We start from the raw sequence: 13,474 nt of genomic DNA, 5'->3' as shown, positions 1-13,474 counted from the left end.
ATGACACTATCTAATAAACATCAACGTGGTTTTGCTGCTGTAGAGATGGTTATTGCTACCCCTGTGCTACTGTTTTTTTTGGGGTTGGTGATTGAGCTTGGCAATATTCTGATTCACTACAATGTTATTTCTAAATCTGTACAAAATGGCGCACGATATGCTGTTAGTGAGGTTTACGATACCAAAGGTGGCACTATTGCACCAACTTTGGAGATTCAAAATGTGGTGGTTTACGGTCAGAGCAGCGTGGGGACGGCAGTACTATCTACATTGACGACATCGGATGTAACAGTAACACCACCCTCTATTGACAGCTATGTGCGAGTCAGCGTGACATATGACTATGTGCCGTTGTTTCTGTCTATTCCTTTATCCGCCACAAGTTTTTCTATTCCGTTAAGTGTCACTTCGGTGATGAGGGTATTGTGATGAAAAGGCTTAAAAGACGAATCAAAGGGCTGGCCATTATTGAGTTCACTTTAGTCTCATCGTTAATTTTTCTACTGCTCTTTCTCATTTTAGCGTTGGGTGCCTATATATTTTCGCTGCAAATGGTCAGTGAGGCGACGAGGAAAGCCGCTAGATTAGCGACGGTATGCTACGTCCTTGATAGAGATAATATTGCGGGAATGGTGGTGAATGATATTCCTCTTGTTGGGTTTACTAATGCGAATTTAGAAGTGGCTTACTTAGACGCGAGCGGGGGAGAGATTGCTTCTGATTTTGAAGCTAACTTTGGCAGCATTAAGTTTGTGCGTGCTAGGGCTACGGGCTATGGCATTCAGTTAATCAGTAACCTAAGCTTTCTAGGAAATAATGGATTTCTTGCAGCCCCTGCGTTTGAAACAATACTACCAGCAGAAAGTTTGGGAGTGGTGAGGCCTCAAACTGAAACCAGCCCTAACATATGGAATAGATGCCCATAAGCGGTTATTTAAAAGGAGATAAATGTATGGGGGAAGCGATCAAAATAACGCCAAATGAAAGCGATAAGGATATGACGCGCTTAAGAACGAATCTAAAGGTTTGGTTAGTCTACAGCACTGACGCCTTTCATTTGCATATGACTCAAGAGCTAAAAAAATGCCGAAATGTTCATGTGACGTCGTTTTCTCTTGCGGCAATGAGTGAGGAGTACTTAAAAAGTGCGGATGTTCCAGAGCTTATTTTCGTTGAAGCTCACGGGAATTGGGCGCAAAAAATGGTTGAGTTGCAAGGGTATGATTTGTCTTTAGAAGACAAGGACTTGTCTTTAGTTGTGCTCGGTGATGAAAGTGATAATGGGTCACTAAAAATCGCACTGCGTTTAGGAGCTTCAGATTTTTTGTCTCACAATGTGACCCTATCAGACCTACTGCCACTCTTGAAGAAAACGGCCTCTGAAAAGCTTGAGAACTCCAGTTACGGAGAGTTTATCTTGTTTTTGAACACCAAAGGAGGGATGGGTGCAACCACCTTAGCGTTAAATACTGCCATTGAGATGGCCACGCAACATCCTAACGAAGTACTTTTACTCGATATCGATCTTCAATTTGGCGTGATACCTGATTATTTGAACATAACCCCCACTTATAGTGTTTCGGATGCGATCAACAGTTCTAATGATTTGGATGAAATGTCTTTGGGGTCATTGGTAAATAAACACGAATCGGGTCTCCATGTTCTAAGCTTTAAGCATGAGAATAACGCAGATGATTTCGAACAGGCTCAGAAAATTGGCAGATTACTTCCAATTCTGCGTCGCTTTTACCCTTATGTGATCATTGATCTGTCTAGAGGCTTAGATCACGTGTTTGCATCAGCAATATCACCTGCGACGAAAGTACTTTTGGTTTTGCAACAGAGCTTAGTGTCAGTAAAAAACACAAGCCGACTAATTAAATCTCTGAAATTTGAGTACGGCTTACAAAGTGACTCAATAGAGGTCATTCTCAACCGTTATGAAAAGCGACATTCAATTAAGTTAAAAGATGTAGAGCAGGCGGTGGGTAATCATAATATACACCTTATGCCTAACGATTTTAAAGTTGCGCTGGAGAGTGCCAACTTGGGACAGCCCTTAGTTCAGTCGAGAAAGAAAAGCTCTATTACTCGCTCTATCATCGATTTGTCTCATGTTCTATCACCACCAGAACAAGAAGAGAAAGGGTGGCTGAAAAAGTTGTTTTCATAATGGGTTGATGAAAAGTAAACACGAGGGATTGTGATGTTCTTTAAACGAAAAAATGTAAATCCAGAGTTTGAAAAAAAAGTAGAACAGATTTCGCATGATTCAGAAGATGCCAATCCTGTTGACCGTTTATCCAATGTTGAGGCGTCTAGTCACTCTCGAAATACGGAAGCGAGCGTTGAAAAGGAGAAGGCGATTGATGAGGCTCGAAAGGTTTTAGAGCAGGAGCTCTCAATCAAACACTTCTTTCATAAGCAGCTGCTGGAGACCCTAGATTTAGGATTACTTTCTAGCTTGGAGAAAGAGCGCGCTAAGCTCGATTTACACGAAGCCATCGTACAGTTAATGGCTGAAGATGGTAGCCATGCATTGAGCGCGGAAGGGCGCAAGCGGGTTATCAAGCAGATAGAAGATGAGGTTTTTGGCCTTGGTCCGTTAGAGCCTTTATTAGCTGATCAAACCGTGTCAGATATATTGGTCAACGGCCCAAAAAGTGTTTACGTTGAGCGAAGAGGTAAACTCGAAAAAACGCCCTATACCTTTCTTGATGACCGCCATCTGAGAAACATTATCGACCGCATAGTAAGCCAAGTAGGGCGCCGCATAGATGAAGCGTCACCTATGGTAGATGCGCGCTTAGTTGATGGTTCACGTGTTAACGCAATTATCCCGCCTCTCGCACTTGATGGTCCTTCCGTTTCTATCCGTCGCTTTGCTGTTGACCGTTTGACTATGGATAACTTGATTGACTATGACTCAGTGTCTCCTCAGATGGCTAAGTTTGTCGAAGCTGCGGTTAAAGGTGAATTAAATATCTTAATCTCCGGAGGAACAGGGTCGGGGAAAACAACCACACTGAATATCTTTTCTGGCTTTATTCCTCGAGATCAACGAATTATTACCATAGAAGACTCGGCGGAATTACAACTTCAACAACCTCATGTCATTCGTTTAGAAACCCGCCCTGCCAACCTTGAAGGGAAAGGAGAAATCAGTCAGCGCGAATTGGTTAAAAATACCTTACGTATGCGACCTGATCGAATCGTGGTCGGGGAGGTACGTGGTAGCGAAGCCGTTGACATGCTAGCGGCGATGAACACGGGTCATGATGGTTCACTTGCCACCATTCACGCGAATACCCCTCGTGATGCCTTGAGTCGTGTCGAAAACATGTTCTCAATGGCTGGGTGGAACATATCAACCAAAAACTTACGAGCTCAAATAGCTTCGGCTATCCACCTTGTTGTTCAAATGGAACGCCAAGAAGATGGTAAGCGTCGCATGGTGAGTATCCAAGAGATCAACGGCATGGAAGGTGAGGTGATTACGATGTCTGAAATATTCCGTTTTCAGCGTAAAGGTATTGATGAAGATGGCAATATTATCGGTTATTTCACAGCAACGGGGGTTGTGCCTCAATACCATGATCAGTTAGTCAAACGTGGACTCGAACTGCCTTTCGAGCTCTTTAGTGAGACCAAAGGTTAAGGAGAGATTATGGACAATGTAAGCGTTTCATTAGGCCTATTGTTTATCGCAGTACTTTTTATTTCCCAAGCGTTGTTGTTACCTGCTGCAGGTAAGAAAGCGAAGCATAAAGAGCTGTCTCGTCGCTTGAAAGAGACGCAACGTAATATCGATGCAGAGAGTTTGTCATTACTCAAAGAGCACTATAACAAAGAACTCTCCCCGCTGGATCGTAAGCTCATCGTTATCTCTTTTTTCGCGGGCTTGAAAAAAATGTTGGAACTGGCAGGTATGAAAGTGGCATTAAGCCGATTCTTACTGATTATTTCTCTTTGCGCTGTATTGCTCTCATTGATATCGATAATGACCAACCAAGTGTGGTTCATAAGTGTCGCGGCATTCATTTTCGTTTGGGTTATTGCTTACTTGTTTGTGCAAAACCGAGTGACTTACCGAATGGCTCGATTTGAAGAACAACTTCCTGAGGCGTTGGATATTATTCGACGTGCCTTACAAGCAGGGCAACCGCTCGTTCAATCATTTAATGAGGTTGGCGAAGAGCTTCCTGACCCAATAGGTACCGAATTTAAGAACACCTATAACTTACTTAATTATGGTTATGATTTACGTCTAGCGATTTTACAGATGACAGAGCGAGTACCCACTGTATCAATGTTGGCTTTTTCTAGTGCCGTAATGTTGCAAAAAGAGACTGGGGGTAATTTATCTGAGAACCTGCAAAAGGTATCAGAAGTACTTAGAGCGCGTTTTAAACTGGAAAGGAAGGTAAAAACACTCTCTGCTGAAAGTCGCTTATCAGCATGGATTTTAACATTATCCCCTTTTGGTTTGTTTTTCGCATTACGGGTGGCTAGTCCCGAATATATCGAGCCACTTTATAAAGACCCACGCGGTTTATCGATGGTCAGTGTCGGTATTATTCTTTTGGCCATTGGGGCCTTGTGGATTAAAAAGATCATCAGCATAGAGATTTAACTTATGGAACTACTCAATATTGAAGTCTGGAAGCAGATGTTAGAAGAGTTTGGGATCAGCTCTCAGGTGGTTATTTATGCGATGATTTTGCTCACTACTGTCTTGTTTACATTGACTGTTGGGTTTCTGTTTTTAGGAGCTCGATCTCCTTTAGACAAGAAGCTAAGACAAATATCTGAAGAGGGAAGTGTTGGTGGCCGCAAACCCTATGATTTCTCAAATACGCTTGAATCATTAAGCCCTTTTATAAGTAAAGGTAACAAAAAGGATAATGAAACTTACTCAGAAAAGCTGATGCATGCTGGGTTCCATGAGAAGAGTTCATTATCAGTTTTCTATGCGTTGAAGGTTTTATCTAGCTTAATAGGTATCGTCGCTGCTTTTATGGTCTATTACATATCGTTGGGTGGAGACTACAATAACTTACTCATCATGACCTGTGTTTTTCTTGGAACGTTTACGCCAAATATTGTACTGAGTAAGTTACAAAAAGAGCGTCAGAAAAAAATTAGAAACGGTGTCCCTGATGCGCTTGATCTTCTTGTTGTGTGTACCGAGTCTGGGCTTGGTTTTAATGCTGCCCTTGGACGTGTCGCATCTGAGCTCTATGTCTCTCAGCCGGAGCTAGCGGATGAACTAGAGACTGTGTTTGCTAAAATCCAAGCGGGTGTCACCATGCCTGATGCGCTCAGGCAGCTTATCGAACGAACCGGTTTAGTCGAGTTGGAAGGTTTGGTTTCTTTGCTTTCTCATGCGTCGAGAATGGGGGGGAGTTTAGCGCAAACACTCCGTGATTATACAGAAGACTTTAGAGATAAACGTCAGCAAGCTGCTGAAGAAATTGCTGCAAAAATACCGACTAAGATGTTATTCCCCATGTTGATATTTATTTGGCCTTGCTTTTTCATTGTCGCACTTGGCCCAGGACTATTGATCGTAATGGACGCATTAACTGCGCCGGGAGCAAGTTTATGATGTTATACAATAAGTTTCTTCTACTACTGTTGCCTATTTTGTTACTTGGTTGTGCTTCTTCGGATGAGCCGACCAATCAATTTGATGCCGAATTGTATTCTGGTAAACCAATCGATTCTTTAACTAGTGATGATCCACCGCTAAATGAAAAAGAAGCAATTATGCGCGGTGACATTGCTCTGCGAGACAACAATATAGACTTGGCTTTATATGAATATATACGCTCTTTGTCCTTCCCTGAAAAAGAGTTTCACGATAAAACCTTGTTCACTATTGGCCAAATACATTCGTCTCGCGGTAACTATGCGTTGGCCGAGAAAGCTTACCTAGCAGCGCTAGATTTTAATCCTGCCCACACCGAAGTATTGGAGCAGTTAGGTGTTTTGTATACCAAGCAACGCCGTACCGATGAAGGTCGAAGCTATTTCTTTAAAGCGATTAATTCAGACCAGGTTCGTTTAAAAAGCAGCGAAACTATCCAAAATTACCAAGCGTTGAGTCAAAGTGAAGTGGCCAGTTTGAAGGTAGACAGCATGTCCCCAGCATTGGCTTATATGGGGATTGGTGTATTGGAAGATGTTGACGGAAAGCATCAGATCGCACAAGAGTACTTCAAAAAGTCACTGACGATAGATAAAAGCTCAGTCAAAGCTTTGTTGAATATGGGCTACTCCCACTACATGTATGGTAACTATAAGGAAGCGTATCAATACACGCGTTCAGCCTTAGAGTTAGAACCGAATAATGAAAAAGCTCAGAATAATCTAGCACTTATTTATTTAGCCTCTGGGGATATTAAAAAGGCAACCAACGTGTTCATGAGGCACATGGATGCCCCGGAAGCGTTGAATAATGTTGGCTACTTCCTCATCTTACAAGGAAAACCTGATCAGGCGGTTCCATATCTACAGCAAGCTATCGATAAAAAATCATCTTACTACAAAGTAGCAAATGAAAACTTAAACAGAGCACTAGCGGAAGTGAGAGAGATGGAACAATAGTGAATTGATTTTGGCTTAATGAAAAGGATATTCATATTGCCTAAAAGTGAGAGTTTTAACAAAGACATCATAGCTATTTCTGTAATTTGGCTCGTATGTGCCATTTTTATATTTATTTATAAGTGGGAGAGCATTTCAATACTCAACCTGAATGACAATGACGATTATATGCGTTTTGTTCAGTTTCAGGAGTGGATGAGGAATGGTCATTGGTACCTAGAGCCAATGAGTAACTTTAATGCCGATGACGGTATTATTATTCATTGGTCTCGATTTCCTGATCTAATGCTCTCTTCAGTCGCTTTCCCATTGATATTTATGGTTGATGATAGCCTTGCTTATACTATCTCGATTTCTATTGTCCCTTTGCTTTATTTATTGTTCTTCGCATTATCGTGCTTTTACCTATGCGAACGTTTCTTAGGCGCTAAGTACCGCTTTATCAGCACGATGTTTGCTATTTTTTCTCCTGCGATAATACACTTCTTACCTGGTTCTATTGACCATCATAATATTCAACTTATTTTGGCAACGCTCTTCTTATCAGTAACACCGACTTCTATCAACAACCTAAGGCAATCATGGCGAGTGTATGCTCAGGCCGTTTTCGTGTCTCTATCTCTATGGACTGGGATGGATAATGTTTTGTTGTTTATGATTTTCTTAATTATTTATACTGTGTATTACTGCTTCGTTCGTGACGAGTGGTTTAGTTATGTCTCTAAGTTATACGTAACTTGTTCGATTTTTGGAGCTTGTGCTGTTTTATTAAATAGGCCTTATGATGAGTTCTTTGCTTTTAAATATGATGAAATCTCATTTATTATCATCATTCTTTTTTTTAGTGGTTGGGTGTTTGTCAATGCTTACAACAGATTGAATAATAATAGAAAAAACTTAACTCAAAGATTTTTATTATTTGTTTTTCTTGGTTTGTTGTGTTTACTTCCGGTTGTTATTCTTTACCCCTCACTGACTAGTGCTTTGTTTATTGATTACCCACCGATACTAAAGCTGTATTGGCTTGATCAAGTTGCCGAAGCTAAATCTGTCGCAACATACATAGCAATGAATGGCTTTTTTTCAGTGGATAATTATTTGTTGCTATTAGTTCCCGCAATGTTGTATCCATTCTTTCGAAATAAAAACCCCCACTGTGCAATCTTGTATCTCATTTTTATGTTTAATTTAGCCCTTGCGATGTTTTGGCAGATTAGAGTGATGAGGTTGTGTTTTGTTTTGGCGGCACCTTTTCAAGCATATTTTGTAATTAAAGTGTCTGAATACGTTAGGTATTCACTACTGAAAGTGCTGATTATTTTCTCAGGTACTCCATTGGCGTTAGCGTTTGTCATTCTCGCTTTATCTCCAGCAGAGGAAGTGACTACCAAACTTGATAAGACCGATAAGTTACCAGTCATCTTTAAGGTGCTGAAAGATAACGGTATCAACTCTCATACAATTCTTTCAGGAATAGAAACAGGTGCACCTGTATTGGCCAAAACGAACAACACTATAATCGCCGCGCCTTATCATAGAAATATTGTGGGTAACCAATTTTTAATCGAAGTGATGTTAGAAGAGGACATGCTTCTAGCAAGAAACAAAATAGTCGAGAAAAAGGTTGATTATATATTGATCGGTAATGACCCTCATTTAACTCTCCTAAAGGACTCTGGAAGCGAGGACTCTTTAGTTAGGAGACTTCATGGGGATAATATTCCGGCTTGGTTAGACGTTACATATGATGGAATTGAGGATGGTTATCGAGTTTTTAAAGTAAGGAGTGAGCATGAATAAACAGAAAGTCGCAGTATTACTCCCATGTTATAACGAAGCCGGAGCCATTGGTGAAACGGTCACGTCTTTTCAACAAGCCTTACCTGATGCATCCATTTATGTTTATGACAATAATTCAACCGACAACACGGTCAACGAGGCGTTACAAGCAGGGGCGATTGTGCGACATGAGCCGCGCCAAGGTAAAGGGGAGGTTGTGAGGCGGATGTTTTCTGATATCGACGCCGATATCTATGTGATGGCTGATGGTGATGATACCTATGACGCCTCAATATGCCCCGAGCTGATCGACCAACTAAATAATGAAAAGCTCGATATGATCATTGGCAGTCGCGAGCGAACTTCAATGGCTTATCCCAAGGGACATATCCTTGGGAACAAGATGTTTTCATCTCTGATTAACTTAGCATTCAATGCGCAATTGAATGATGTGTTTTCTGGCTATCGAATTATGAGCCATAGATTTGTCAAAACCGCACCTATCTTCAGCGATGGTTTCCAGATAGAAACAGAACTTACCGTGCATGCGTTACACCATAATATGTCAATCAAAGAAGTCTCGACTCAATACCAATCTAGACCTGAAGGGACTACCAGCAAACTGAACACCTTGAGCGATGGTCTCAAGATTCTAAATTTTATCTTGTTCTTATTGAGAGATGTAAAGCCGATGTTTTTCTTTGGCTCTCTCTCGATATTGCTAGGTTTTATTTCATTGATCTTGGGTATCCCCGTCATTGTTGATTTTGTTGATACAGGATTGGTTGAGAGGCTACCTACAGCTGTTTTGTCTAGCTCAATAGCTTTGATCGCGGTGATGTCTTTTTTCTGCGGTTTGATACTCGATAACGTATCACGAGGTAGGCGAGAGATGAGAATTCTCTCTATTTTAAGATTTAAGGACGATGAATGACTTAGCTGAGATATTTGGCTAAGAGATCAATCCTCGAGAGCATGAGCTTTGAGATGGAATTACCCATTATATAGCGGGTGATAGGTAGATTAAATTATGAAAGACGAAAGTAAGAAGCAACCGGTTCGCTTACTTCTTACCTTAAACCTATTAGACCGCCAGTCCTGTCATTGCGCCAAAGACAATGAACAACCCTACTAACCCAACAATAGGTAACTTCACGGTTTTCAATAACCACACACCAACAATGATCAGAGCGAAGTCTATGCCGCTGCTTACTGCGCTTGTGAAGATCGGTTGATATAGCGCTGCCAACAATAAACCGACAACCGCCGCATTCACACCAGTAAGAGCGCCTGCCACTAAAGGTTTGCTTGCAATCGCCTGCCAGTTCTTCAGTACACCCAGTAGTAATAAGAAGCCCGGTAAGAACACAGCAATCGTTGCGAGTAGTGCGCCAGTGATCGGTGCCGATGGCATCAATACATAACCTAAGTAAGTAGCAAGTGTAAACATAGGCCCTGGTACTGCCTGTGCTGCTGCATAACCTGTTAGGAAGGCATCTTGAGACAGTTGATCACCAATACCATTTTGTAGCAACGGAAGTACCACGTGGCCGCCACCGAATACTAAGCTACCTGCTTGGTAAAACAGGCCAAACACTTCAATACCTTGAGAGTAAGCACTGAATAGAGGCAGACCAACCAGCAAAGCAACAAAAATCACCAGAGGCGTTACCGATATTTTTTGCGTTGAAGGTATCGTTTTGAGCTCTTGTGAGGTTAAGAACTTACTGCCAACGATCGCTGCAAATAGAAGCACTAAAACTTGAGGCCAAATCCCAGGAATCAGTAGCAGAACAATTGCGGTAATCACGCATAAGGCGGTCGCGATCTTCGATTGGCAAAAGTTTTTGTACATGCCGAAAGTGGCATCAGCCACAACCACAACGGCGAGTAACTTAAGCCCGTGGATGACAGAGATGAACAGCGGAGCTTCCAACAATTGGTTACTCACTAACGCCAAAATCAGCATCAGAATGACAGATGGAGAAGTGAAGCCGACAAATGCAGCAATCGCACCTGTTAAGCCTCCTTTCTTGTAGCCAACCGCAAAGCCAACCTGACTTGAACCTGGGCCCGGAAGAAATTGACTGAGGGCGACAATTTGCCCGTACTCTTCGTCGGACAACCAATTCAGTTTTTCAACAAAGGTTTTACGGAAGTAGCCAATGTGTGCTGCTGGTCCACCGAAGCTAATCCAGCCAAGCCAGAAAAAGGTTTTAAAAATTGAAAGCATGATCGATTCCAGATAAATGTTTAGCGTAATTTAGGTGGAGTTGAACTATGATTCAAATTAATTGTTTTAATTATAACTATGAATGAAATGGGTTGTTTGGCATGGCTGATTTTAATTGGAAAGGGATCGACCTTAACTTGTTGATTGCACTGCAGGCTTTGTATAAAACGAATAGCGTGAGTAAGGCTGCTGAGCGTTGTTATGTCAGCCAATCTGCGATGAGCCATAGCTTACAAAGGCTACGAAAGTTGTTTGATGACCCTTTGTTTGAGCGTGTAGGTAGCAAAATGGAGGCGACCGACCGAGCCATTGAACTATCAAGTACCGTGGATGCGCTACTGAATACCATCCAGTCTGAGGTGCTGTTGTCAAAATCGTTTGATGCAGAAACTTATAAAGGGACTTGGAAGATTGGTCTCACAGATTATGCCGAGCAGATGTTCGCTCCAATATTGTTTGACCTGATTAAGCAATCCTCTCCTTACTCCCAAGTAGCGTTGTTCAATGTAAACCGGAGTAACTACCAGCAAGTCTTTGAAGATGCCAAGCTTGATATGACGATAGGCAGCTTTGGTGAGGTACCAAAGCAATATCGAACAAAGCATTTGTACACGGAGCAACATGTTTGTTTACTTGACCAATCGGTTCTATCTATTGAGGAGCCGATATCGCTAGAACAATTTGTTGCTGTCGAGCACGCACTCGTTTCCCCGGCAGGGGCTTTAAAGACGGGAGTGGACACTCGTTTAGGTGAACTCGGTTTAAGCCGGAAAGTCGCGATATCTTCCAGTAACTTTTTAACTGTTAAACGACTCATTCGTGGCAGAGAACTATTGTGTATTGTCCCCAAGCTAGTCGCGCGCAAGGATATGGATAGTGAAGAAACCTTACTAGCTGTGAAACCACCAATTGATGTTCCAGATTTTGATATCCAGCTTGTTTATAGAAAGGCAAAGCATTTAGATGATAAAAATAAACGACTTAGAAAGCTGATTACTAATGCGATCTCATCTGTGATTTCCGAATAGTTTATTGTGTCGGTTAATCGTCAAATTCATATGAATTAATTTTAGAAAAATCCGGTTTATTATAAGAACCCGACTATACTTAATTTACGACTCAAAGCAGTCGTAAAGAATAGGCTTTTTGATTTACCTAAGTAAAAAAATTGGTTATATCTTCATGATATAGCTTAAAAATCTACCAGGCTAAACGGACTTAGTTGGTCTTAAAAGCGCTAGCTCCCCCTAGCGCTTTTTTCTTTTGGTCGAGATAAATTTAGACGTATCAACAACAACCTAAAAAGAGAATCGAGTCCATTTCTTCGCTCGCCAGCGATAGGCCATGATGATTCCACGGAACCACTCGTCCATCGCTATTGCCATCCAAGCCCCTAATACGCCATAACCCCACTGCACGCCAAGCAAGTAGCTCATGGCAACCCCAATGCCCCACATGCTGAGAATACCCATTTTGATCGGGAATTTAATGTCGCCAGCGGCCTTTAGACAAGAGATAAAGATCAGGTTAAATACTCGGCCAGCTTCAAGAATGATGGAACCTGCAATCAGCGCGGCAGTTAGCGCAACGATCTCTGGATCTTGCGTGAACAGATCGAGAATTTCGAAACGGAACACATAAACCATGCAGGTAATCGCAGTTGAGGCGATAAAACCAACCACAAAGTAACGTTGCACGCGCTTGGTGATCTCGTCGATCCAACCCTTGCCAATGTAATAGCCTGTTTGGATTTGGCTGCCTTGACCAATCGCCAGTGCAAACGCAAAAGAGAGGCGAGCGATGTTTTGTGCGTAAGTAAACGCAGCCAGTGAAGAGGTGCCCATCTGCACTACAAAGAAGGTAATGCTGATCTGAGCCATGTTATAAGAGAGCACTTCTCCTGCGTTCATCGAGCCGATCTTAATGATTTTTTGATAGATGGCTTTCGGCACAGATTTAAACTGCTTCACTGGTAGATCTATCCGTTTGCTTCTGACCACACCAATTAAGATCAACATCCCGATCACTTGGCTGATTACAGTCGCGGTCGCAACCCCTTGCACGCCGTATACAGGCAAACCAAAAGGTTGATATAAGGCACAATAGTTGCCGAATACGTTGATGACGCCAGCAATCATGTTGATCACCATTGGTGACTTTGAATAGCCATGACTGCGCAGAATAGTAGTGAGAACCACACCAATGGTTACATTGAAGGTGAGAGCACCACTGATGAATAGGTATTCTTGTGCGTATTGCTCGACTTGAGGTTCGAGTTGATAGAGCGGGATAAAATATTCAGCAACAAGAACAGCAATAACACTCAGTAGCACACCGGCAATAATGGCCAGAATGATGCTCGCTACGCCCACGTGAGCGCTATCTTGAGTGCGGGAGGCACCGTTGTACTGCGCGATTAAAATACCCGTACCACTGCTGACCATAGTCGAGACAATGATCAGGAAAAAGGATATCTGAGAAATAACACCAACGGCAGACACAGCTTTGTCCGAGTATCCCGATAACATGAATACATCACTGGTGTTGAGTGCGGTTCTTAAAAGAACTTCGATAAAAATTGGCCAGGTGAGCGCAACGATTCCCATACGTTTGTTTAGGGTGGAATCAGCATTAGGCATTTAGGTTTTCTCAAAAAAGGGGTAGGCGACACTATAGTTTAGCGATTATTTAGTAAACGACTATCAAATTAATGTCCGGAAGACTAATAAGGATAAATAAAATTCGAATAAGTCTTCAGAACCCAGTGTTTCAGTGAGAGTGATGAAACTTTTGAGCGGGATTTCATAGCATGAGCACTCTTTGTTTTTTGTGAGTAAAAGCTTGCGAGTGTTA

At 42.0% G+C, this 13,474-nt stretch carries 12 protein-coding genes; 10 read left to right on the top strand and 2 right to left on the bottom strand.

The window, feature by feature from the left end:
• Genes CWO13_RS12335 through CWO13_RS12295 form a run of 9 tightly spaced genes read left to right on the top strand, consistent with a single transcriptional unit; the run spans nt 1 to nt 9,322 of the window.
• Complete coding sequence (locus CWO13_RS12335) at nt 1–429, top strand: TadE/TadG family type IV pilus assembly protein (RefSeq protein ID WP_019824856.1); 429 nt, start codon at nt 1–3, stop codon at nt 427–429.
• Nucleotides 429–926: a TadE/TadG family type IV pilus assembly protein gene (locus CWO13_RS12330; protein WP_170960818.1), complete on the top strand. Its 498-nt coding sequence runs from the start codon at nt 429–431 to the stop codon at nt 924–926. Before CWO13_RS12335 ends, CWO13_RS12330 begins: the two co-directional genes overlap by 1 nt.
• Before the next feature lie 26 nt (nt 927–952).
• Nucleotides 953–2,173 carry an AAA family ATPase gene (locus CWO13_RS12325; RefSeq protein ID WP_102432814.1) on the top strand — a complete coding sequence of 407 codons (1,221 nt, stop codon included), beginning with the start codon at nt 953–955 and terminating at the stop codon, nt 2,171–2,173.
• Nucleotides 2,174–2,206: 33 nt separating this feature from the next.
• Complete coding sequence (locus tag CWO13_RS12320) at nt 2,207–3,658, top strand: CpaF family protein (protein WP_048658130.1); 1,452 nt, start codon at nt 2,207–2,209, stop codon at nt 3,656–3,658.
• Nucleotides 3,659–3,667: 9 nt separating this feature from the next.
• The gene (locus tag CWO13_RS12315; RefSeq protein WP_019824860.1) at nt 3,668–4,633 is read left to right on the top strand and encodes a type II secretion system F family protein; all 966 of its coding nucleotides are present in this window, start codon (nt 3,668–3,670) and stop codon (nt 4,631–4,633) included.
• Between the two features lie 3 nt (nt 4,634–4,636).
• On the top strand, nt 4,637–5,608 hold the full coding sequence (locus tag CWO13_RS12310) for a type II secretion system F family protein (RefSeq protein ID WP_019824861.1): 972 nt from the start codon (nt 4,637–4,639) through the stop codon (nt 5,606–5,608).
• Nucleotides 5,605–6,609, top strand: coding sequence for a tetratricopeptide repeat protein (locus CWO13_RS12305; RefSeq protein ID WP_019824863.1), 1,005 nt, complete (start codon nt 5,605–5,607; stop codon nt 6,607–6,609). The genes CWO13_RS12310 and CWO13_RS12305 overlap by 4 nt, the downstream gene beginning before the upstream one ends.
• Nucleotides 6,610–6,627: 18 nt before the next feature.
• A complete protein-coding gene (locus CWO13_RS12300; protein ID WP_108083031.1) occupies nt 6,628–8,409 on the top strand; it encodes a hypothetical protein in 1,782 nt (593 codons plus the stop codon).
• Nucleotides 8,402–9,322, top strand: a complete 921-nt coding sequence (locus CWO13_RS12295) for a glycosyltransferase family 2 protein (protein ID WP_048658128.1) — start codon at nt 8,402–8,404, stop codon at nt 9,320–9,322. The genes CWO13_RS12300 and CWO13_RS12295 overlap by 8 nt, the downstream gene beginning before the upstream one ends.
• Nucleotides 9,323–9,472: 150 nt before the next feature.
• Here CWO13_RS12295 and chrA read toward each other — a convergent pair whose 3' ends face one another.
• Nucleotides 9,473–10,621, bottom strand: a complete 1,149-nt coding sequence (gene chrA, locus CWO13_RS12290) for a chromate efflux transporter (protein WP_108083030.1) — start codon at nt 10,619–10,621, stop codon at nt 9,473–9,475.
• A gap of 101 nt (nt 10,622–10,722) precedes the next feature.
• Between chrA and CWO13_RS12285 the strand changes: the two genes are divergently transcribed.
• Nucleotides 10,723–11,649: a LysR family transcriptional regulator gene (locus CWO13_RS12285; RefSeq protein WP_108083029.1), complete on the top strand. Its 927-nt coding sequence runs from the start codon at nt 10,723–10,725 to the stop codon at nt 11,647–11,649.
• A 270-nt stretch (nt 11,650–11,919) separates the two neighbouring features.
• On the opposite strand, the gene CWO13_RS12280 is transcribed toward CWO13_RS12285, so the two are convergent.
• Nucleotides 11,920–13,260, bottom strand: coding sequence for an MATE family efflux transporter (locus CWO13_RS12280; protein WP_108083028.1), 1,341 nt, complete (start codon nt 13,258–13,260; stop codon nt 11,920–11,922).
• Nucleotides 13,261–13,474: the final 214 nt, after the last annotated feature.

Source organism: Vibrio sp. ZF 223, from assembly GCF_003050585.1.
In the GTDB taxonomy this organism is placed as follows: Bacteria; Pseudomonadota; Gammaproteobacteria; order Enterobacterales; family Vibrionaceae; genus Vibrio; species Vibrio crassostreae.
The sequence above is the reverse complement of the archived record's forward strand: the minus strand, read 5'-3'. Positions and strand labels throughout refer to the sequence as shown.

Excerpts from the sequence above, each read along its gene's own strand:
- CWO13_RS12305 (WP_019824863.1), top strand. The coding sequence starts at position 5,605 with ATGATGTTATACAATAAGTTTCTTCTACTACTGTTGCCTATTTTGTTA.
- CWO13_RS12295 (WP_048658128.1), top strand. The coding sequence starts at position 8,402 with ATGAATAAACAGAAAGTCGCAGTATTACTCCCATGTTATAACGAAGCC.
- CWO13_RS12335 (WP_019824856.1), top strand. The coding sequence starts at position 1 with ATGACACTATCTAATAAACATCAACGTGGTTTTGCTGCTGTAGAGATG.
- CWO13_RS12315 (WP_019824860.1), top strand. The coding sequence starts at position 3,668 with ATGGACAATGTAAGCGTTTCATTAGGCCTATTGTTTATCGCAGTACTT.
- chrA (WP_108083030.1), bottom strand. The coding sequence starts at position 10,621 with ATGCTTTCAATTTTTAAAACCTTTTTCTGGCTTGGCTGGATTAGCTTC.
- CWO13_RS12285 (WP_108083029.1), top strand. The coding sequence starts at position 10,723 with ATGGCTGATTTTAATTGGAAAGGGATCGACCTTAACTTGTTGATTGCA.
- CWO13_RS12310 (WP_019824861.1), top strand. The coding sequence starts at position 4,637 with ATGGAACTACTCAATATTGAAGTCTGGAAGCAGATGTTAGAAGAGTTT.
- CWO13_RS12300 (WP_108083031.1), top strand. The coding sequence starts at position 6,628 with ATGAAAAGGATATTCATATTGCCTAAAAGTGAGAGTTTTAACAAAGAC.
- CWO13_RS12325 (WP_102432814.1), top strand. The coding sequence starts at position 953 with ATGGGGGAAGCGATCAAAATAACGCCAAATGAAAGCGATAAGGATATG.
- CWO13_RS12330 (WP_170960818.1), top strand. The coding sequence starts at position 429 with ATGAAAAGGCTTAAAAGACGAATCAAAGGGCTGGCCATTATTGAGTTC.
- CWO13_RS12280 (WP_108083028.1), bottom strand. The coding sequence starts at position 13,260 with ATGCCTAATGCTGATTCCACCCTAAACAAACGTATGGGAATCGTTGCG.
- CWO13_RS12320 (WP_048658130.1), top strand. The coding sequence starts at position 2,207 with ATGTTCTTTAAACGAAAAAATGTAAATCCAGAGTTTGAAAAAAAAGTA.